General features: G+C 35.5%; 22 protein-coding genes and 1 other annotated feature. Of the genes, 16 read left to right on the top strand and 6 right to left on the bottom strand.

The window, feature by feature from the left end:
- Positions 1–547: 547 nt before the first annotated feature.
- From ACIQX2_RS09220 to ACIQX2_RS09190, 7 genes are all read left to right on the top strand, one after another.
- On the top strand, positions 548–1,843 hold the full coding sequence (locus tag ACIQX2_RS09220) for an MFS transporter (RefSeq protein ID WP_402848939.1): 1,296 nt from the start codon (positions 548–550) through the stop codon (positions 1,841–1,843).
- 443 nt (positions 1,844–2,286) lie between these two features.
- Positions 2,287–2,502 (top strand): hypothetical protein, encoded by a 216-nt coding sequence (locus ACIQX2_RS09215; RefSeq protein ID WP_402848936.1) that lies wholly within the window; start codon positions 2,287–2,289, stop codon positions 2,500–2,502.
- Entirely contained in the window at positions 2,487–2,813 is a 327-nt protein-coding gene (locus ACIQX2_RS09210) for a hypothetical protein (RefSeq protein ID WP_402849191.1), read from the top strand. Before ACIQX2_RS09215 ends, ACIQX2_RS09210 begins: the two co-directional genes overlap by 16 nt.
- Positions 2,814–3,370: 557 nt before the next feature.
- Complete coding sequence (locus tag ACIQX2_RS09205) at positions 3,371–3,925, top strand: hypothetical protein (RefSeq protein WP_402848933.1); 555 nt, start codon at positions 3,371–3,373, stop codon at positions 3,923–3,925.
- A gap of 118 nt (positions 3,926–4,043) precedes the next feature.
- Positions 4,044–4,955: an aminoglycoside phosphotransferase family protein gene (locus ACIQX2_RS09200; protein ID WP_402848930.1), complete on the top strand. Its 912-nt coding sequence runs from the start codon at positions 4,044–4,046 to the stop codon at positions 4,953–4,955.
- Between the two features lie 288 nt (positions 4,956–5,243).
- On the top strand, positions 5,244–6,209 hold the full coding sequence (locus tag ACIQX2_RS09195) for a quinone oxidoreductase family protein (RefSeq protein ID WP_402848928.1): 966 nt from the start codon (positions 5,244–5,246) through the stop codon (positions 6,207–6,209).
- 529 nt (positions 6,210–6,738) lie between these two features.
- Entirely contained in the window at positions 6,739–7,188 is a 450-nt protein-coding gene (locus ACIQX2_RS09190) for a site-2 protease family protein (RefSeq protein WP_402848925.1), read from the top strand.
- A 162-nt stretch (positions 7,189–7,350) separates the two neighbouring features.
- Here the strand turns inward: ACIQX2_RS09190 and ACIQX2_RS09185 are convergent, their stop codons facing one another.
- The 3 genes from ACIQX2_RS09185 to ACIQX2_RS09175 form a co-directional block, all read right to left on the bottom strand.
- Positions 7,351–7,614, bottom strand: coding sequence for a translation initiation factor 2 (locus ACIQX2_RS09185; protein ID WP_402848922.1), 264 nt, complete (start codon positions 7,612–7,614; stop codon positions 7,351–7,353).
- A gap of 174 nt (positions 7,615–7,788) precedes the next feature.
- Positions 7,789–7,929, bottom strand: coding sequence for a hypothetical protein (locus ACIQX2_RS09180; RefSeq protein WP_402848919.1), 141 nt, complete (start codon positions 7,927–7,929; stop codon positions 7,789–7,791).
- 31 nt (positions 7,930–7,960) lie between these two features.
- A complete protein-coding gene (locus ACIQX2_RS09175; RefSeq protein ID WP_402848916.1) occupies positions 7,961–8,227 on the bottom strand; it encodes a hypothetical protein in 267 nt (88 codons plus the stop codon).
- 307 nt (positions 8,228–8,534) lie between these two features.
- On the opposite strand from ACIQX2_RS09175, the gene ACIQX2_RS09170 reads away from it, so the two are divergent.
- Together ACIQX2_RS09170 and ACIQX2_RS09165 are read left to right on the top strand one after the other, a co-directional pair.
- Positions 8,535–8,765 (top strand): hypothetical protein, encoded by a 231-nt coding sequence (locus tag ACIQX2_RS09170; protein WP_402848913.1) that lies wholly within the window; start codon positions 8,535–8,537, stop codon positions 8,763–8,765.
- A gap of 487 nt (positions 8,766–9,252) precedes the next feature.
- Complete coding sequence (locus ACIQX2_RS09165; protein ID WP_402848910.1) at positions 9,253–10,494, top strand: DNA polymerase IV; 1,242 nt, start codon at positions 9,253–9,255, stop codon at positions 10,492–10,494.
- Positions 10,495–10,502: 8 nt separating this feature from the next.
- Here the strand turns inward: ACIQX2_RS09165 and ACIQX2_RS09160 are convergent, their stop codons facing one another.
- Positions 10,503–11,933: a UDP-N-acetylmuramoyl-L-alanyl-D-glutamate--2,6-diaminopimelate ligase gene (locus ACIQX2_RS09160; protein ID WP_402848908.1), complete on the bottom strand. Its 1,431-nt coding sequence runs from the start codon at positions 11,931–11,933 to the stop codon at positions 10,503–10,505.
- Positions 11,934–12,143: 210 nt separating this feature from the next.
- Between ACIQX2_RS09160 and rnz the strand changes: the two genes are divergently transcribed.
- Positions 12,144–13,088 carry a ribonuclease Z gene (gene rnz, locus ACIQX2_RS09155; RefSeq protein ID WP_402848905.1) on the top strand — a complete coding sequence of 315 codons (945 nt, stop codon included), beginning with the start codon at positions 12,144–12,146 and terminating at the stop codon, positions 13,086–13,088.
- Between the two features lie 40 nt (positions 13,089–13,128).
- On the opposite strand, the gene proC is transcribed toward rnz, so the two are convergent.
- A complete protein-coding gene (gene proC / locus ACIQX2_RS09150) occupies positions 13,129–13,944 on the bottom strand; it encodes a pyrroline-5-carboxylate reductase (protein ID WP_402848902.1) in 816 nt (271 codons plus the stop codon).
- A gap of 65 nt (positions 13,945–14,009) precedes the next feature.
- Positions 14,010–14,222: a binding site (T-box leader), on the bottom strand.
- A gap of 120 nt (positions 14,223–14,342) precedes the next feature.
- On the opposite strand from proC, the gene ACIQX2_RS09145 reads away from it, so the two are divergent.
- A complete protein-coding gene (locus ACIQX2_RS09145; protein ID WP_402848899.1) occupies positions 14,343–15,287 on the top strand; it encodes an MBL fold metallo-hydrolase in 945 nt (314 codons plus the stop codon).
- A complete protein-coding gene (locus tag ACIQX2_RS09140) occupies positions 15,274–16,026 on the top strand; it encodes an SDR family NAD(P)-dependent oxidoreductase (RefSeq protein ID WP_402848896.1) in 753 nt (250 codons plus the stop codon). Before ACIQX2_RS09145 ends, ACIQX2_RS09140 begins: the two co-directional genes overlap by 14 nt.
- Before the next feature lie 180 nt (positions 16,027–16,206).
- On the opposite strand, the gene ACIQX2_RS09135 is transcribed toward ACIQX2_RS09140, so the two are convergent.
- The gene (locus ACIQX2_RS09135) at positions 16,207–16,359 is read right to left on the bottom strand and encodes a Spo0E family sporulation regulatory protein-aspartic acid phosphatase (protein ID WP_402849188.1); all 153 of its coding nucleotides are present in this window, start codon (positions 16,357–16,359) and stop codon (positions 16,207–16,209) included.
- Positions 16,360–16,665: 306 nt separating this feature from the next.
- Here ACIQX2_RS09135 and ACIQX2_RS09130 point away from each other — a divergent pair, with 306 nt between their 5' ends.
- The 4 genes from ACIQX2_RS09130 (at position 16,666) to ACIQX2_RS09115 (ending at position 19,743) form a co-directional block, all read left to right on the top strand.
- Complete coding sequence (locus ACIQX2_RS09130; RefSeq protein WP_402848893.1) at positions 16,666–17,448, top strand: phosphotransferase family protein; 783 nt, start codon at positions 16,666–16,668, stop codon at positions 17,446–17,448.
- Positions 17,449–17,481: 33 nt separating this feature from the next.
- Entirely contained in the window at positions 17,482–18,150 is a 669-nt protein-coding gene (locus ACIQX2_RS09125) for an HAD family hydrolase (protein WP_402849185.1), read from the top strand.
- The gene (locus tag ACIQX2_RS09120; protein WP_402848890.1) at positions 18,147–18,443 is read left to right on the top strand and encodes an antibiotic biosynthesis monooxygenase family protein; all 297 of its coding nucleotides are present in this window, start codon (positions 18,147–18,149) and stop codon (positions 18,441–18,443) included. Before ACIQX2_RS09125 ends, ACIQX2_RS09120 begins: the two co-directional genes overlap by 4 nt.
- Positions 18,444–19,050: 607 nt before the next feature.
- On the top strand, positions 19,051–19,743 hold the full coding sequence (locus tag ACIQX2_RS09115) for an aspartate/glutamate racemase family protein (RefSeq protein WP_402848887.1): 693 nt from the start codon (positions 19,051–19,053) through the stop codon (positions 19,741–19,743).
- Positions 19,744–19,836 lie beyond the last annotated feature (93 nt).

The raw sequence follows: 19,836 nt of genomic DNA, 5'->3' as shown, positions 1-19,836 counted from the left end.
ACCTCAAGTAATCGTATGAAGAAAACTATACTATGATGAGCATTACGAAGATAATGTGTAATAAAAGAGAAGGTGCATGTTCAACTAACGGGTGCTTTACTTCAAGAAGGAGTAAAGCCTTTTTTCTTCTTAAAAGCGGCAGTTTAGTTCAATAAGTATGAAACAAACCGACTAGGATTCCGTATAATCGTAAAAGGTGGTGGGAACGGTGAGAAGATTATATATCGTTGTTTCTATAATTTTGACTTTCGTACTATTTGGCAAGTAGGAATTTTATCTTACTCTACGCTTGCTCTATCCGATTTATCTGTTGGATACGAGGAAAACAGGATACCTTTAAGGGTTGAATTTGTGGTGCCCCAAAAACGCGCGAAGAGCTTGAGCAAGGATTGATTATCCTTAAACAGTTACTTAACGTTCTTACCTTACATTGTTTGCCATACAATGATAAAATTGTGTGGTTTTTTTGTGCGTGATATGATGAATCAAATCTTGTTGAAGGGTTATTAGATATAGAATTAGATTTGTAGAAAGGTAGGTTTAAATTATGATACCCAAAGATAAGGAAGAAGCTTTAGAAGGCCAAACAGCTTCTTTACAAAGCTACATTCATTCACCAGAAAAGCAAAAAACGTTATACAAGCGTACGTTGTTCGTAGTAAGTATTTCACAAATTTTTGGAGGTGCAGGTTTAGCAGCAGGTGTAACAGTGGGGGCACTTCTTGCACAACAAATGCTCGGTACGGATGCGTATGCTGGACTTCCTTCAGCTTTACTAACTTTAGGGTCAGCAGGAGCAGCATTATTTGTTGGGAGACTCTCGCAAGCGTTTGGACGTCGGACAGGTCTGGCAACGGGTTTTATAATAGGTGGACTTGGAGCTATTGGAGTGATAATTGCAGCAATAATAAATAGTATTTTACTATTATTTGCTTCCCTACTGGTTTATGGTGCTGGGACAGCAACCAATTTACAAGCCCGTTATGCTGGTACGGACTTAGCAAATAGTAAACAGCGAGCGACAGCTATTAGTATGACGATGGTTTTTACAACATTTGGCGCAGTGGCAGGCCCAAACTTAGTGAATGTAATGGGGAATTTTGCTCTTTCTGTTGGTATTCCATCACTTGCTGGTCCATTTATTTTAGCAGCGGCAGCATATATCTTAGCAGGTGTTTTCCTTTTCATAATGCTTCGTCCAGATCCGTTCGTTATAGCTAAAATGATAGAAGTGACCAACCAAGAACCTAGTAATAATGGACAAATGACAACAATTGAACAAACAGAAAATAAAAGAGGTATAATCGTTGGTGCAACAATTATGGTCCTAACTCAAATTGTAATGGTGGCTATTATGACAATGACACCAGTTCATATGATTCATCATGGACATGGTTTGGGAGAAGTAGGACTGGTTATTGGTTTTCATATAGGTGCCATGTATCTGCCTTCACTGGTTACAGGTATACTTGTTGATAAGTTGGGGCGTACTGTGATGGCTATTGCTGCTGGAACTACGTTGCTTCTGGCAGGAATAATAGCCGCTTTTGCACCAGGAGATTCTATGATCCTTCTAGTAATGGCTCTATCTTTACTTGGAATAGGATGGAATTTTGGGTTGATAAGTGGTACTGCACTTATAGTTGATTCCACTGAAACTTCCACACGTGCTAAAACGCAAGGTACAGTGGATGTTTTGATTGCGTTGTCAGGGGCTGCTGGTGGGGCAATGTCTGGAATCATTGTATCAGTTTCTAGTTATCCAACATTATCATTGGTTGGAGCGATTATATCCTTATTACTAATTCCAGTGGTCATATGGTCTCGTGGAGGTAAAAGTTAGCAAGATTGTTTAATGATACAATCTTTTGAGGAGATACTTGTAAAAAGGGTTATTTAATTTCGCGATCAATAGGCAGTATAAATGAGCTTCACTTTTCTTCTACGTCCAATGTAAAAAGGAAACTTTGTGAATAAATGTACTTAAACAATGGGTGCTTTAGTTAAATAACCGGTTTACTTAACTGGTCGGATTTGCTTATGGAATAATGGAGTGTAAGTTAATCAATACCCCATCCTGGTGTAATGTCAACAAATTTAGCGTGGCAGAACATATTCCAGTGTGTATATGGGTAATCGGGGAGAAACAAACATAGAACTGTGAGATAATGCCGAGAAAGAGAAACCATGCGAAGTGAAAAATAACTTCGTATGGTTTTTTGGACTTTATACTATGATTCTGTAAACTTCATTTTTAAGAGATTTTTTATATTTGGGAGAGAATAAATGATAGACTTTTTAAATGAGATTCGTAGAGCAATGAAAATATCGCTATCAAAGAAGTTTTTATATTCGACTTTAATATTTATCGCAGGAGTTATTTTAGGCGTTGTTTCCAAGGTGCTTGATACAACCCCAAGTAAATATTTACCTTATCTTCTCGAAATATTTGATTTAAGGAACTTTTTTTCTCGCATGGGGTTTGGATTTTCCTTGCGGTAGTTATATCTGTATATAGTAAATCGCCTGTTCTGTCTGCTGTAAATGTTTTTTTGTTTTTCGTAGGTATGGTAGGTAGCTATTATCTATACACAGTTCTGGTAGCTGGTTTTTTTCCTAAATCTTATATGATGATTTGGATTATAATGACTTGTATTTCACCATTTTTGGCTTTTGTATCTTGGTATGCAAAAGGGACAGGTATAATTGCTATTTCTATTTCATCTATAATATTTGTGTTTATTTCAAGACAGGCTTTTACTTTTGGGTTTTGGTATTTTGATATTAGAAATATATTGGAATTTCTACTTTAGATTGCTACGATTTTTGTTTTATATCATTCTCAAAAACAAATAATCAAAGTGCTTTCCATAGGACTAATTATTCTCTTCCTTACCGCACAAACCAATTTATTTTGGGGAATGTTGTAGTCTTTATCTACAAACATTCTTATATAACTATGAATGTGAAAGGTTTTACTTAAGGTAAAGGGTGCTTTACTTTAAGAAGGAGTGAATCACTTTTCTTATTGAACTAACGGGGCAGGTTAGTTCAATAAGAAGGTTTTTTTGCGATTGTGGCGAATAAGTTAATATATGTAAATTATTGGACAAAAGGGATGCTATACTTCAAGGCTGGGGGTGGCACTTTTTCTTGAACTAATTTAGCAGATTAGATTAAGAATCTAAAAAGGACCAAGGGAGATAGAATAATATTCCCAAAAATCGTTTACTAACTGTCCTTAAGGTCAACATACCATTTAGACGTGCAGATTCGTTCCACTCATTCTTGTACACGCTATATTCGGTTTGATATCTTCTACAACCATTGCTTAATCCCTAGAATATAAAATCAAGGAGACAAAGAATTTATGAATCAATTAATTAAACGGCTAGGAAGTTATACATCTGTCATTTCAGGAATTCTTCTTATAGTCGCACATTCCCTCAATATTGGAGCAGATCCAAACGGCTCAACAATAGGGAGTTCATTAGTTTTTGCTGCCCATCTATTATTGGTTTTTGCTTTTTTCGGCTTATATAGTCATGGAAATCCCAACAAATTATTAGGTTTTGTAGCTATGATCTTAGGGATTATTGGCAATATCATCGTAACTGCGATTGTCTATGTCGAAATAGCACTCGCTTCTGGCGAAGAAGTTGAAATGGTATTTAGCACCTCTGTCACGGAGCCCATTTACACTTTTGGGCCGTTGCTATTTGTCTTAGGAATGTTCTTATTAGGGATATCAATCATTCGTGAGAAGGTTTTACCATCTATTTCAGGATATTTATTTTTGCTAGGTAACATTGTATTTGCTGGAGCCAGTTTCTTAGGGAATGGTCAGGAGATTATTGAATTAATTGGATCCATTTTAACAGGGGCTGGGTTTATAACTGCGGGTTTAAAGTTAAAGAGGGAGTAGAGGAAGACTATTCAAAACATTAAGGGGTTGATGAGGATGCGTTTATTAAATAAATTTGTAACTGTAACTGTAACCGGGTTTTGGGTGATGAATAAATAAAATTATAGGGAGAAATTAAATGATAAAAATCGACGTAGATTTAGTTTCGAAGTTAATAAATAGACAATTTCCAAAGTGGTCTAATTTGGAAATAAAGCCTGTTAAAAAAGGGGGTAATGATAATAGAACTTTTCACTTAGGTAAAAGTATGAGCGTTAGGTTGCCAAGTGATAAAGCCTATGTACCCCAAGTTGAAAAAGAACAAGAATGGTTGCCACTCTTAGCTAGGCATCTTTCTACACCAATATCTGAACCATTAGCTAAAGGAGAACCAAGTGAGAATTACCCATATCCTTGGTCTGTTAACAAATGGTTGGATGGAGAGACATTAACTTTAGAAAATATAGATGATATTAATCAATTTGCAAATGATTTGGGTAAATTTTTAGTTGAGTTACAATCAATTGATGCAAGTGGAGGTCCCTTAGCTGGAGAACATAATTTTTATAGAGGCGGGGATATTGGTGTATACGATATTGAGTGTAGAGAAGCCATTAATAATATAAATACCTTTAATAAACACTTATTGAATGAAATTTGGGAGTTGGCATTAGCATCACAATGGGCTGGTGAACCAGTTTGGGTCCACGGTGACATAGCACCAGGAAATATATTAATTAAAAATGGTAAATTGTGTGCGGTTATTGATTTTGGAATATTAGGTGTAGGGGACCCTTCTTGTGATGCTGCAATGGCGTGGACTTTTTTTGATGATAGTAGCAGAAAGAGATTTAAGAATGCATTGAATTTTGATGCAGGAACTTGGAATAGAGCTAGGGGTTGGGCTTTATGGAAGGCTTTAATAACCTACAATTATAATAAACAATCTAACAAAAATATCGCAGAAGAATCATTTAATATTATAAAAGAAATCCTTAATGGCTACGAAACTGAAAGAAAAGCGTTAAAATATAATTTTTTATTGCACTAGCGGGTGCTTTACTTCAAGAAGGAGTAAAACCTTTTTTCTTATTGAACTAAAGCAGCAGTTTAGTGGAAGAATCGTCTTTAGCTCTTATTCAACAATCGGGCCATATTGCGAAGGAAGAATTGCTGACTTATACTAAGTAAATTAGTTAAGGATAATTGTGGTGAACCGTACCATAAGTAAGTGCAGTTTTTATCTATCACCCTACCCATCCAAAAGAAGAGAAACTGATTTGCATTTCCAATCATAATTTAAAATGTATAGAAAAATATATAAGAGGAGGCAGTTGATTTGAAAGCACTTGTATTTAATACATTCGGAGGACCGGAAGTACTAGAATATCTTGAAATTGCGGATCCGGTTATCGGACCTGATGAAATATTAGTAAGGATGAAAGCAATTGGATTGAATTTTGCAGATATATATAGAAGAAAAGGGAACTATCATCTTACAGGAATTGCCCCATTTATTTTAGGTTATGAAGGGGCCGGAGTCGTTGAAAAGACGGGAGTTAATGTCCAAGGAATAAGTGTTGGCGACCATGTTGCATTTGCTGATGTCCCACATTCTAACGCGGAACAAGTAGCTGTTCCGATGGAAAAGGCAATTCTTCTTCCAGAGACTATTTCATTTGAAGATGCGGCTTCCGTGTTGTTACAAGGCTTGACTGCTCACTATTTAACAAAAGATAGTTATGCGGTTAAGGAGAATGATGTAATTCTAGTTCATGCAGCGGCAGGGGGCGTTGGACAGTTGCTCGTCCAAATTGCAAAACTCCTTGGTGCAAGGGTCATTGGCTTAACTTCCTCTGTGGAGAAGGCGTCCGCAGCTAAGAAAGCTGGGGCAGATCAGGTTTTCATATACTCGGATGATTGGAAGGGAAAAGTTTTAGAGGTAACAAATGCAAAAGGTGTGGATGTAGTCTATGATTCAGTAGGCTCCACGCTCGAGGATAGTTTTACAGCAACTCGCATTGGTGGGACGGTCGTTTTTTATGGAATGGCAGGAGGAGACCCATCTCCGGTTGACCCAAGAATGTTGATGGATACGTCAAAGACTTTGACTGGTGGTGATCTTTGGAATGTCCTTACTTCCCCAGAAGAACGAGTAGCCCGTTCATCCGAGTTATTCCGCTGGATAGAAGAGGGGAAAGTTACGGTATCTGAGCCTGCGGTATTTGCATTGCGAGATGGCCACAAAGCGCATCGTTTTCTAGAAAGCCGCAAAAGCAAGGGGAAAATATTATTAATACCATAAAATGATAAGCTATGTTAGGAATCAGGGGACGTTTTAATTTTTTGAATCGAGAATCGTCCCTTTGTTTTACATTCGTTTGAACATGTAGGAAAAGTAACAGGTTCCCCCCGTACAAGCTGTTTTCCCTTATTCACCCGCTGATAATTTCGTAATTGCTCTATTGCATTGAGATGACAGTAAATCAGACTATAGAGAGCAAAGGTTAGGTCAAGCTGATGGTTGTCTTAGCATCTATTGTGATATGGGACATTGAAATGGTTACTACTTTTAAAGGTGGAATTGGATTATGCAACTTAATTAGTCGAAGGTAGAAATCAAAAAAATAATGTTAGTTTTAGTTCAGCTTTGATGGCAATTCCAAGTTTTACAGTAGCAATTTTGTGTTACTAATATTATTAAACTAACGGGTGCTTTACTTCCAGAAGGAGTAAAGCCTTTTTTCTTCTTCAATTAAAGCTGTAGGTTTGTTTAATAAAATATGAAACGTTCTTCCCCCATTTTCGTAGATATCATAAAGGGGGGGTGAAAGATGGACTTTTTAATAAATTTCGTAATCATTGCTTTATTTATTTTTCCTTTTATTGCACTAATTCACGAATCAGGTCACGCTTTTTTTGTTAAGTTATTTGGAGGAGAAATAAGTGAATTTGCGATAGGAAATGGAGAGATATTATGGAAGAAAAACGCATTTGCTATTAAGAAAGCTTATTTCGTAGGTGGATGTGTTGTTCCTAAGAATATTGAGGTATTTAGTAATACACAGAAAGCATTCTTTTTCTTGGGTGGGGTAATCTTTAATTTTCTATCTGCATTTGTATTTGGTTTGTTTACAGGATATGAATTTGGAGTTTTTCGAAACTATCTAGATAGTTTTATTTTTGTATCTTACTTAAACGTGGTTATTAATCTCGTTCCACTTACTACTATCATCGGAACAAGCGATGGGAAAAAATTATTTGAACTTTATAACACCAAATAATGTAGTAATGAAATTCTTCTTCAATTAACGGGTGCTTTAGCAGAACAGGGCTGACAGTAGCCTATATTGTTAAGGGTCCAATTTGACAAATATTGTGATATTGTTTTCTCAACTAACTTGAAATGTTATGTTGAAGATGAATAACCTGATCCCAAAGTATGTTTACTTATTTCTACGATCCATTCTTTCTATTTTTCTAGTTAATTGATCAATTTGCTTTTGCATACTTTCTAGTTTTTTGGATTGGTCCGTTTGGTTTTGGGAGTTTTGATTATTTGTTTTTTCTAATTCTTGTAATGTAATCCCAGCAGCGATTGTCTGAAGAGCATCGCCTAATGTAGAAAGTGTCGTTCCAACTAATGAGAGTTTAGCTGCATAAATTTCTGGTGATTCAGGATTATTCTCCTTTTGAAAATCATTTTTCATTTTTACACATCCTTGATTTTATTATGTTGTTAATTAACTGTAAAAAATAAGTAAGTAACCGTAATTAAGAGTAATTGACTAGTTTTTTTAGTTTTTCTATTTCAGATTTTAAATAGTCAAGTTATTCCTAGACATTTTTATTTTCACTTTGTTCTTGTCGTTCTTCTTCTAATGCTAGAACAGCGGATTAGTGGATATCACACCACCGACTGTAGAGAATAGTTCGCCGAGGACAGCAAGCTCTGCTGCACGAATAGATGAATTGGAACTTTGTTTATTTTTATTTTTATTATTATTACTTTCACTATTGTTCATTTAGAAAGTAGCCTCCAATATGAATAAATAATTACACAATGTCCTTGATCTTGTAAATTCGTTGATTAAGATTATTTACTTTTTCAGTTAAATCGTTGAGATGTTGAATCATATTTTTTAGTTCGTCTATTTTATTTTGTTGTTCTTTATGATTTTCTTCTGATTTGAGTACTGTGGAAGTGACTGAAATTGCATCGCCCATTGTAGTTAATAATGCGACCATCACAGCACGACGTACCGCATGAATTTCTGTATCGGAATTTTGATTATTTTGATCGACAACTTCACCTTTTGACAATATTAGGTATCCTCCTAATAAAAATAATTAAATAACTCAATATAATTGTATGTTTTGTAACAATTTATATGAAAAAGGTTAAATTGAAAGAGGCATTTGAAGCAGGCTTCAACCCAAATTGTTAACGAAATTGAAAGATATCAAGTCCTAATCCTTCTTCAACTAACGGTGTGCTTTAGCGGATCAATGCTGTAAAGGAAAGCCTTATTCTTATTCAACTAAAGATGCAGGCTATTGTTTAACTTATATTCAATAATCGGACCAGATTGTTGTATTAACAAATAATAAAACGAAAGGATGATTATTTATGTTATGGATTGCAACACAAGATGATAAAAGTTTGATAAACGCAAAAGAGATTACAGTAGACGGAAAGAAAATAGAAGGAGTAATTGGTAGTGCCACTATGGATCACTGGAGTAAAAATTTAGGTAAGTACGAATCAAATGAAAGAGCATTAGAAATTCTTAATGAAATTTATATGAAAATTGAAGAAAGCAATGGTTTTTCTGTGACATATACTATGCCTAAAAAATAAGTACTGACCTGTACAATAATTGGGTGTGGAGTAATCGTCGCTTTTCTTCTTTATGTAACGGATGCTTTATTAAAGTGGCTGCCTGTAACGGCAGCTTTTTCTTATTGAACTAACGGGGCCAGTTAGTTTAACAAAATTATTGTACTAAAAGGAGGAGAACGGTTGATTAAAAGGAAAGCTATAACTTTTTCATTTGGGCGGTAGATGAAGTTCTGAGACGTATTCGACCCGAATAAAAAATTCTTTTATTCAATTAACGGGTGCTTTAGTAAAAAAGATTGATAAAATCACCCCTTAGCTTTAAAATAGCCTAATTCTTTTAAAGTTGATATTGTTGATTGGAGTGGAAAGCGTCCACCTGGAGCCCAAATCAACGTTTCTAGGATATCACTAGTTAATATTTAATTATGAAATTATTTCAATGTATAATGAGTTATATAGAACATCTATCTATGAAGCGTGAGTGAGTGGAAAGGAGGGGAATGGCTTGTCTAGTAAACATAGAATTATTTTTCACCTCGATATGAATAGCTTTTATGCATCGGTTGAACAAGCACATGACCCCTCTTTAAAAGGAAAGGCTATTGCCATCGCGGGTAATCCTAAAGAAAGACGGGGCATACTAGTTACATGCTCATATGAGGCAAGAGCCAAAGGTATATATACTACGATGTCTGTATGGGAAGCAAAACGAAAATGTCCAGAACTGATTTTATTGCCCCCGAATTTCGAACGGTACCGAATCGCTTCCAAAGCAATGTTCGAGATTTTAAGATCATATACGCATCTCGTTGAGCCTGTTTCAATAGATGAAGGGTACATGGATGTGACAGACGTTGAGTTGAACAATGATGCAGTTGGCTTTGCCAAATCGATCCAGGATCGCATTTTACGAGAGCTAGATTTGCCTAGTTCAATTGGAATTGCCCCTAATAAATTTCTCGCTAAAACGGCGTCCAATCTTAAAAAACCAATGGGAATAACTGTATTACGGAAAAGACAGGTGAGTGATATATTATGGCCACTTCCCGTAATAGAGATGCATGGTATAGGAGAAAGCACTGCTCGGAAATTGGAATCTATTGGTATTAACTCTATAGGAGAATTGGCCACTGCCAATCCATATTTGCTGAAAGAAAAACTAGGGAAGAATGGTATTCGCCTGCTAAATCGGGCTAATGGTACAGATAATAGAGCCGTTGATCCCGAGTCTATTTATGATACGAAAAGTGTTGGCAATTCTACTACATTGCCTTATGATGTGTCCAACATAGAGGAACTGGAAAAAGTGTTTAATCGATTATCGAAAAAGGTGGCTGCCAGACTTGATGCCAAAAATTTGGCAGGACGTTCCTTAACAATACATATACGGGATGCTAATTGGAAAAACAAAACGAGAAGTAAAACAGTAACTAGCAGTCTCTATAAGGAACAAGAAATAAATCAATTAGCATTAGATTTATTCCACGCCTCTTGGAACGGTGATGCGATTCGCCTATTGGGTATAACTGTCAACAATGTGTACGATAAAGGAGAATCAGTAGAGCAGCTATCTATCTTTAACTTTGAAGAACATGCAAAAGAAGAGCCAATTCTAAAGCTCGTGGAGCAATTGCAGGGGAAATTTGGAGAAAATAGTATAAAGCGTGGAATGAAGGTAAAAAAGAAGCCTTCACTGGAATCGAAAACAAGCTTCAGTAAAGACTTCCTAGATGATCATGATAATTAAGATTACTGTTACTGAACTAAAGATGAATCGTTCAGATAATTTAACGTGTGCATGTCAGAAAACGTAGGTAAGCTAAAACTTTGTTGATACTTTTCAATACCTTTTCCAGTTATAACTATTAGGTCATTCGTTTGAGCATTTTCCCATGCATATTGAATAGCTAAAGTTCGGTCCGGAATAATAATGCACCTATTCATTGGATCCAGTGAATATAAATCTTGAATCATTTGTTCTGCTGGTACGCCATTTAAATCGTCCAATGTCAAAATACAAAGATGACATTTATTTAATGAGATTTGAACCATATTTTTTCTTTTTTGGACGTCTCTATTTCCCCTAAATCCAAAAATATGTATGATTCTTTGGGGATTATATAAGTTGGCCGTTTCTAAAATATGCGAAAAGGCATTCGCTGTGTGAGCATAATCAACCATGCAGATTGCTCCCTTAGGATGCTGAAAAAACTCAAATCTTCCTGGTACCCCGTTGAAATTTTCTAACGAACGTTCAATATTCAAAGGTTCTAGTTTTAAGGAGATTGCCGTTGAAAATGCAAGCGAAGCGTTTTCTAAATTATGCTTCCCTTTCATCTGACTGTTTAGCGAATATGATTGTAATGTTTCCTTGATCGATATAAGTTCCTCATCATTTACGATATATGTTGGATTTTTACCATTAATTTTGATAACCTCTTTATTTAAAGAGCTGACATACGAACATAGTCGCTCACCCCATGATGAATCTGAATTGATTATAGCAACGCCATTGGGTTTTAAATAATTGAATAGAGATTGTTTAGCTAAGTAGTATGATTCCATATTTTCATGGTAATCTAAATGTTCTTGCTCTAAATTAGTGAAAATACAAAAATCAAATTGAAGACCCTCCACCCGAGATTGAACCAAACCGTGAGAGGAAACTTCCATTATGACAACCGAGTCGTTACACATTGCTAAAAGCTCATTTATAGTTACTGCATCAACAGTTGTATGTGTAGACTCGTTTTCAATTCCGTTAATAATCGTCGAAACACTACCGAATAGTGCACAGGATATTCCTGCAGATTCCAAAATATGTTTAAGCATATAAGAGGTAGTCGTTTTCCCATTTGTTCCTGTGATTCCTATCATTATTTTATGTTGAGTAGGATTATTATAAAAAATCTTTGCTAGTAATCCTAAGGTTTTTCGTGAATTGGGTACCCGAAAATAGGGCACACCTAAAGCTGAAAGATTCTCTTCGCCAATAACAACACAAGCTCCATTTAAAATAGCATCTTCTATATACTTATGTCCATCTGTCATGGTCCCTGGTATTGCAACAAATATATAATTTTGCTCTACTTTAGAGGAGTTAAAAGCCAGACCTTTTATGTCAATGGACACGTCTTCTTGACTTATGTGAATACCTAATGGCTTTATCAATGACTCTAATTTCATAAGTTTTGGACGCCCCTTTAAGTTTTAATTATTGTTTGCAGTTTTACTTTTTACATACAAGAAATTTAGAGTTAGACTAATGTTAATGTTATTTAAATAATAAATAAATGTTGATATTTTGTAGGATTTTACAAAAGTAACTACAAGTTGGTATTACTAAGATTTCTATAGTTATTTTATGTCCCATCTTGTTAAAGGAAGTGAGCAAAAATGCAGTTATTATTTTTAGGTACTGGCGCAGGGATGCCGTCCAAACAACGTAATACGACATCCACTGTATTGAAACTATTAGAGGAGCGAGGGACATTTTGGATGTTTGATTGTGGGGAAGCAACTCAGCATCAGATTTTACATACGTCATTAAAGCCTCGTAAACTGGAAAAACTATTTATTACACATTTACATGGAGATCATATCTACGGACTTCCTGGATTGCTAGGATCCCGTTCATTTTTAGGTGGGGAAGAGCCGCTTATAATATATGGACCAACAGGACTTAAGAATTGGATAGAGGTAACGCTTGCTGTATCGAGAACGCATGTTAAATATCCTTTTTCTATAATAGAAATTGATGAGGGTATCGTATTTGAAGATGAACAATTTATCGTGGAAGCAAAACTATTAGAGCATGTTATGCCTTGCTTTGGCTATACCGTCAAGCAAAAAGCACTTGCACCGGAATTATTTATTGATAAAACGGATGCGCTAGGAGTTCCGAGAGGTCCTTTATTAAAGCAATTAAAGGATGGACGAGATGTGGTACTTTCAGATGGAAGAGTGATCAAGAGTGAAGAAGTGACTGGAGAACCGAGAAAAGGCTTTAAGGTAACGATATTGGGAGACACAAAATACTGTGAAAACTCTATAACGTTAAGTGAGGATGCTGATGTGGTCGTTCATGAAGGAACATTCGACGTAGAAACTACTGAGCTTGCACGCCTTTATGGGCATTCGACAATAGTGGATGCAGCAGAGGTTTGCCAAAAAGCGAATGCTAGACATTTAATTGTCAATCATATTAGCGCTCGTTTCCTGTCATCCGACTTAAACAAAATGCTTGCGCAAGTGGAAGATTATCGTTTCCCTATTTATATCGCAGAAGATTTTGCAGAATATATTTGGGTAGATGGTGATTTAGTTAAACAAAAAGTATAAAAAGATTCCGAACGAGATGTACTTCATTCGGAATCTTATTTTAGGACTCAAATAATTTACCAAGCTCTCGAGATCTATTTTGCGCAGCATGGATGCAAGCAAAGATAGCTTCCCTCACTTGATGTTCCATTAATTGTTCTATGCCTGCTTCTGTGGTACCGCCTGGACTCGTCACTCTTCTACGGAGTTCCTTTGGTTCCACATCTCCTTTTTTAAGCATTTGTGCAGCACCTTCCATCGTCTGAATGAATAATTGGCGAGCATCTCCTTTGTCTAAACCATGTTCAACAGCAGCGGATTCAAACTGTTCAGCAAAAAAGTAGAAGTAGGCTGGACCGCTTCCTGAAAGTGCAGTAACAACATGTAAATCTTCTTCGGCTACTACTTTGACTGTGCCTATCGATTCTAACAGATTAATGATTAATAGTTTTGAATCTTCTGAAACAAGTGCATTCCAGCATACAGCAGATGCACTCATGCCTACAGCTGCCGATGTATTTGGCATTACTCGTGCAATTGGTCTATTTCCAAGAGAATTTGTAATGGTCTGGATACTGATGCCGGCAATAACAGAAATAATCGTTACTTTGTTGTTTATATATGGTGCCAGACTAGTTAAGGCGTTATTCGCATCCTTTGGTTTCATCGCTAAAAAAATGATATCAGCTTCCGTTAACGCTTTTCTCTGTCCGCATACGATCTGCACATTGTACGTTTCTTTTAAATGGGCAAGCTGTCTGTCGTCTGATTTGTTCATAACATGGATAAAGGTAGGTGAAATTTTTTCTTCTTTAGTTAAACCATTTATAATTGCTTCTGCCATAGCACCAGCCCCAACAAACACAATGTTCGTCATTATAATTCCTCCTTGTAGTCATGCCTTATTTCAACAAAATAAAAAAGCGCTCTCGTCCCATATATTATAAGGACGAAAACACTTGTTTTCCGCGGTACCACCTAAATTTGCTGAATGTTTTCAGCACAACTTAATCCTTCGTATCGAGAAGGTACGACCATGTTTACATAGTAGCTCCGAAGTAGGTTCGATATACGAGCGGGAGATGAAACTTGCAGCGGGTCATTTCACTCTCTTAACTCCATCATATATGTACTAGTCTTCATCTTGGCTTTAATATTCTGAATTAATGAAATTATATGCATCTTGTTATAAAAAGTCAACTATATTTTCGTGACGACTTACATAAATAAAGGTACAATGTAATGAATGACTATTCATTAATGAGGAGAATCCAAATGATACATAAAATTATAATTCCTACTCCTTTTGCTGTAGGAGATGTAAACGCATACTTAATTAAAGGGGATGCTTTGACACTAATCGATGCTGGACCCAAAACAGAAGAAGCATTAATAGCATTAAAACAAGGGATTAAAGAGGCTGGTTATGAGCTATCCGATATTGAACAGGTAGTTTTAACACACCATCACCCGGACCATGCTGGATGGACGGATGCTTTTGAGCAAGCAACCATTCTAGGTCACAAATACAATCAAGTATGGATGACACGTGATAAAGCATTTTTAGAGTATCATGATCGTTTTTATCTTCAATGCTTAAAAGAGGAAGGTGTACCGGAGGAGTATTTTCATTGGGTAGAAAAAATGAGAAGACCTTTAAGACTCCTTGGCAGTCGAACATTAGACAACTATTTATACGACGGGGACTCATTGCCTGGGCATCCGGATATTCAAGTACTTGAAACGTTAGGACATGCGCAAAGCCATTTAGCATTTTGGTATGAAAGCTCACAGGTCCTAATAGGAGGAGATCTTATATTGGAAAAGGTTTCATCTAATCCTTTAATTGAACCACCTTTAGATCCTAAGCAAACCCGTCAAAAGTCGTTGTTACAATATAATGCTTCATTGAAAAAGATTCAACAGCTCCCTGTCGAAAAGGTGTATAGTGGGCATGGCAACGAAGTATATAATATTCAAGAGCTTGTTACATTTAGACTGGAAAAACAAAAAGAACGAGCGCTTAAAGTATTAGATATGTTAAGTGAAGGTGAAAAAACAATTTTCGAGCTGACAAAACAACTATTTCCGAAGGTTTACGAAAAGGAACTTGGTTTAACCCTATCTGAAACGATTGGCCAAACAGATTATTTAATAGAAGAAGAACTAATTACAGCAAGACGAGATGAAAAAGGAATTTTCTTATATGAACAATCCTAAAAAAATTTTAATTACCGGTGCAACGAGTGGAGTAGGTTTATTGCTTGCAAAAACGCTACATGAAGAAGGTCATGAGATTTGGGCTACCGGTCGAAATACAATTGTATTAAACAATTTATCGACTAGTGGTATAAATACAGTTGAAGCAGACCTATCAAACGCTCCGTTCTTTGATGCGCTTTTTAATGACATGGGTACACCTGATACTGTTATACACTGTGCTGGTGTTGGGACTTTTTCCTATTTATTGGAGATGGATGAAGCAGATATGGAAAAAATGATACAGGTAAATGTATTGGCACCAATGCAGCTGACAAAGTATTTTGCAGAAAAGATGAAAAATCGCGAAAGTGGTCATTTTATATTTGTTGCTTCTCAAGCAGGGAAAGTAGCTACTCCTAAAGCATCTGTGTATGCAGCATCTAAGCATGCCATACTTGGATTTGCAAATGCTATCCGGATGGAACTGAAGCATTTTGGTATTGAGGTGACCACTATTAATCCTGGACCAATTGATACTCCCTTTCTCGACCTAGCTGATCAGACAGGTAGCTATAGAAGTAGTATGAAGAAACATCTATTGACTCCGGAAAAAGTTGTAGAGTCTATTAAACAAGTAATTGAAAAACCAGTGCGAGAGATTGATCTTCCTTCTTATATGAGTATTACAAGCAAACTATACGCGATAGCTCCATCGTTTGTCGAAACAGTTGGGAAAAAGTATTTTACAAAAAAATAACATAAGAGTAGCTACAAATTGAAAGCGCCTATGTTAGCCACTTAACAAGGATTTTATAGTTTCCTAAAGCATAAAAAAAACCGATTTTCCTCAAATAATGAAGAAATCGGTTTTTTAAAAGAGAAAGTAAATTTATCTAACTTAGTGTAGAAGCTAAGCAGGTACCTGTATATTTCATATTTATGAAGCTTTTTGCTGGTATCTATTTAGTAATTCATCTAGCTCCTGACTACAAGTAACGACAATTGGATGGGTAAATCCAAGAATATTTGCCTTTTTATACATTTCCTTTTTCTTTAATTCGATTTGTAGCAATAATGATTTTTGGTGCATATGACTGTTCAAAATATTTCCTCCGTAGTGTGTATTTAGCTTCATTTCTTGGAGTATTTTTCTTGTAGGTAATGTAGCAACTTGTTCATTGTATAATAGGGAAAATGCAAAGTTTGTCGGATTGTGGAAAATATCCAATTTTCACAAAAATGTCACATTTGTATAATAATCGTAACAATTAAACAATTCAACTAGACAATTATTTGTGTGTTGTGTCCACATTATCTTTGAACACAACAGGATTATAGTAAGTGGATAGAGAATATGAACTATGACAACCGAAATGTAGAAAATGAGGTGTACATGTTGAAAAACACTAAAAATCAATGTATTCCGGAGCAATTTCAAAAAAAAATTGGAAATGTACTGAGGACTTCTTATCCTAAAAGACAAGGCGCAACTTCTAAAGTGCAATTTTTTCATGCTGATCAAGGGAACTATGTTTGCAAATGTTCCTCTTTACCAAAGTATAGAACATGGTTATTAAAGGAAGCAAAAGTTATGCAAGAATTGAACGCTAATACTGCTTTATCTATACCAACCTATCTCGACTTTGTAGAGGATGAAAATAATAGTTACCTTCTCATGAGTATGGAGCCAGGGATTCCACTAAGAGAGGCATTGAGTGATGCTAAAACAGATGAGGAAAAAACGAACCTCATTCATAGCTTTGGTACTATGTTAAGAACGTTACACGTAACTGATCCACCACTAAAATGGAAACAACAGGAATGCTGGTTAGATATGCAACTTAAAAGAGCTGCATTCAATCTAAAAAACTATGAGGTGGATGGAAATCAGCAATTATTAGAAAATTTGATATTAAACAAACCGGATACTATACCACAAACGCTTATTCATGGAGATTGTACGATAGATAATGTACTAGTTACGGATAATCAGGTTCATACGTTTATTGACCTATCTGAGACTGCCTTTGGAGATCCAAGATATGATATAGCGCTTGCTATTCGATCCTTTCTTTTTGATAAGGAATTACTAGATGCCTTTTATACAGGATATAGGTTACAACAGATTACAAACGGAGAGTTTAATTACTTCGATGGTGGACTTTACGAATTTTTTTAACAACTCAATAAAAAAAATGGGGTTTTGAAATTGATTAAAGGAGTTATTTTTGATTTTGATGGTTTAATTGTTGATACAGAAACCACTTGGTATGAGGCATTCAAAGAAGTGTTTTGGGAAAGTCATCAAATTAGTTTGGATTTAGAAGGATATTCTCAATGTATTGGAACTGGAAATGATGTTTTATACCCTTACTTCCGGGAAATCACTGGTGATTCAGTCAATTGTGAATTGATTGAAGAGTATGCAACACTTAGATATGAAGAAAAGATGAAAGTACCTGTACTTCGTGAAGGTGTGAAAGAATATTTAGATGCAGCTAAGCAAAAAAATATGAAGATAGCGCTAGCTTCTAGTTCTTCAAAGCAGTGGGTGCACACATACTTAAAGCGACTTAATATAATAGATTACTTTGAAGTTATTAATACAAAAGATGATGTGAGCAAAATTAAACCAGATCCCGAACTTTATCATAAAACACTTATGGACTTGGGGTTGTCACCAAAAGAAACGATTGTGTTTGAAGATTCACTTAATGGATTGAGTGCAGCTAAAAAGGCAGGGATTCGATGTATTATTGTTCCAAATAATGTAACAAGAAACCTAAAATTTGAGAATTTTGATGATCGAATAGACTCCATGGCGGAAATCACATTAAGTGAGTTATTAAAGAATTTAGAACGTAAAGGAGCAGTAACATGATATTAGAGGCTGTGATGTTACAAGTTAAAGCGGGTTTAGAAGAAAATTATGAGAATGCTTTTCGTCAAGCATCAAAAATTATTTCTTCAATGCCGGGTTATATAAACCACGAGTTACAACGTTGTATAGAAGCTAAGGGGAAATATTTACTACTAGTGAGTTGGGAAAGCCTAGAAGATCATGTGATTGGATTTAGAGAGTCGAGCGAATATCAGGAATGGAAGAAACTTCTTCATCCATATTACGATCCATTTCCAGTTGTCGAACACTTTAAGAAAGTGCATATTTCCTAGAATATTAAGTAGACGTAGTTCTCTCCTAAAGTGTATTAAGTCTTTTTTTATTAAAAGAATGTATATAAAAAATGTACCTTGTACGCTATCTTCATGGTACTTAAATGAATGAATAATACTACTGATTTCCGTTCAGGTGGGGTACAAGGCTAAGAGCGACCCCTTTCAAAGGATAAGCAATCTGCGTTCCCCGCGTCCAGCTGCTACAATTTCATTTCCCACATAAATGCTTAAAAATAAGGAAGGGAAATAGCGACAGATAGACAAATGCCATTAGATTATCAACCTCCAAAACGTGGATTTGAAATGAAGTTTGATAAAAAGTATGGTTTTTATAAATAAAGTCGCAAAGCTTTTCCCCTTTGGATTTTTATCTGAGGGGTATTTCTTTATAAAAGGACTTTCTTAATTAAGTGCTAAAGTGCAAACTGATTTTACAAACAAATAAGCGGTGAAGTTTGTGATTCTTTTCACTTAAACTAACGGTGCAGGTTAATTGAAGAAGGAAAAGGTTCTTTAACTGTCGAAATTAAAGAAGATAGGATCTTATGGTGGATTTTATAATATTCTATCTTACACATACAATCTATAAGGAGGGATTAGTGCATTGAAAACAATAGGTTTAATTGGTGGAATGAGTTGGGAATCATCAAATGAATATTACCGTTTAATAAATGAAGAAATAAAGAACAAATTAGGCGGATTACATTCAGCCAAATGCATTTTATATAGCGTTGACTTTGACGAAATTGAACGTTATCAAGCTAATGGTGATTGGGAAAGTGCTGGACACACTTTGGGGGATGTGGCACTCTCTTTAGAAAAGGCAGGTGCAGATTTTATTGTTATTTGTACAAACACAATGCACAAGGTAATAAATTATATTGAAGAAAAAATAAATATTCCAATTCTACATATTGCTGATGCAACAGCAAATGAAATAAAGAAAACTAAAGTAATTTCAGTTGGATTACTTGGAACTAAATATACGATGGTGCAAGACTTTTACAAATCAAGAATTGAAGCTAATGATATAAAGGTATTAATTCCAGGTAATGAAGATATAGAGCTTATAAATGAAGTGATTTATGAAGAATTATGTTTAGGGAAAATCAATCATGCGTCAAAAGAATATTTTAAAAAAGTTATCAAGAATTTAGTTGATAAGGGTGCCGAAGGGATTATATTAGGATGTACAGAGATTGGATTATTAATAAAACAAGAGGATTCCGAAGTTCCATTATTTGATACAACAGTAATTCATGCTTTTGAATCAGTTAATAAGGCATTTGAAAAATAAGAATATCTTCTTCAACTAACGGGTGCTTTAGCTAATCATGGCCATCATTTCGATGGTCTATTTTTATAACCAAAACATCGAGTAGAACTCAGA

The sequence above is a fragment of the Psychrobacillus sp. NPDC096623 genome (genome assembly GCF_044762655.1).
Taxonomy (GTDB): Bacteria; Bacillota; Bacilli; order Bacillales_A; family Planococcaceae; genus Psychrobacillus.
The sequence above is the reverse complement of the archived record's forward strand: the minus strand, read 5'-3'. Positions and strand labels throughout refer to the sequence as shown.

Bases quoted from the DNA above. Each gene is read 5' to 3' on its own strand.
- ACIQX2_RS09215 (WP_402848936.1), top strand. From the start codon at position 2,287: ATGATAGACTTTTTAAATGAGATTCGTAGAGCAATGAAAATATCGCTA.
- ACIQX2_RS09120 (WP_402848890.1), top strand. From the start codon at position 18,147: ATGATATTAGAGGCTGTGATGTTACAAGTTAAAGCGGGTTTAGAAGAA.
- ACIQX2_RS09170 (WP_402848913.1), top strand. From the start codon at position 8,535: ATGTTATGGATTGCAACACAAGATGATAAAAGTTTGATAAACGCAAAA.
- ACIQX2_RS09200 (WP_402848930.1), top strand. From the start codon at position 4,044: ATGATAAAAATCGACGTAGATTTAGTTTCGAAGTTAATAAATAGACAA.
- ACIQX2_RS09145 (WP_402848899.1), top strand. From the start codon at position 14,343: ATGATACATAAAATTATAATTCCTACTCCTTTTGCTGTAGGAGATGTA.
- ACIQX2_RS09185 (WP_402848922.1), bottom strand. From the start codon at position 7,614: ATGAAAAATGATTTTCAAAAGGAGAATAATCCTGAATCACCAGAAATT.
- ACIQX2_RS09180 (WP_402848919.1), bottom strand. From the start codon at position 7,929: ATGAACAATAGTGAAAGTAATAATAATAAAAATAAAAATAAACAAAGT.
- ACIQX2_RS09205 (WP_402848933.1), top strand. From the start codon at position 3,371: ATGAATCAATTAATTAAACGGCTAGGAAGTTATACATCTGTCATTTCA.
- ACIQX2_RS09190 (WP_402848925.1), top strand. From the start codon at position 6,739: ATGGACTTTTTAATAAATTTCGTAATCATTGCTTTATTTATTTTTCCT.
- rnz (WP_402848905.1), top strand. From the start codon at position 12,144: ATGCAGTTATTATTTTTAGGTACTGGCGCAGGGATGCCGTCCAAACAA.
- ACIQX2_RS09140 (WP_402848896.1), top strand. From the start codon at position 15,274: ATGAACAATCCTAAAAAAATTTTAATTACCGGTGCAACGAGTGGAGTA.
- proC (WP_402848902.1), bottom strand. From the start codon at position 13,944: ATGACGAACATTGTGTTTGTTGGGGCTGGTGCTATGGCAGAAGCAATT.
- ACIQX2_RS09135 (WP_402849188.1), bottom strand. From the start codon at position 16,359: ATGCACCAAAAATCATTATTGCTACAAATCGAATTAAAGAAAAAGGAA.
- ACIQX2_RS09160 (WP_402848908.1), bottom strand. From the start codon at position 11,933: ATGAAATTAGAGTCATTGATAAAGCCATTAGGTATTCACATAAGTCAA.
- ACIQX2_RS09220 (WP_402848939.1), top strand. From the start codon at position 548: ATGATACCCAAAGATAAGGAAGAAGCTTTAGAAGGCCAAACAGCTTCT.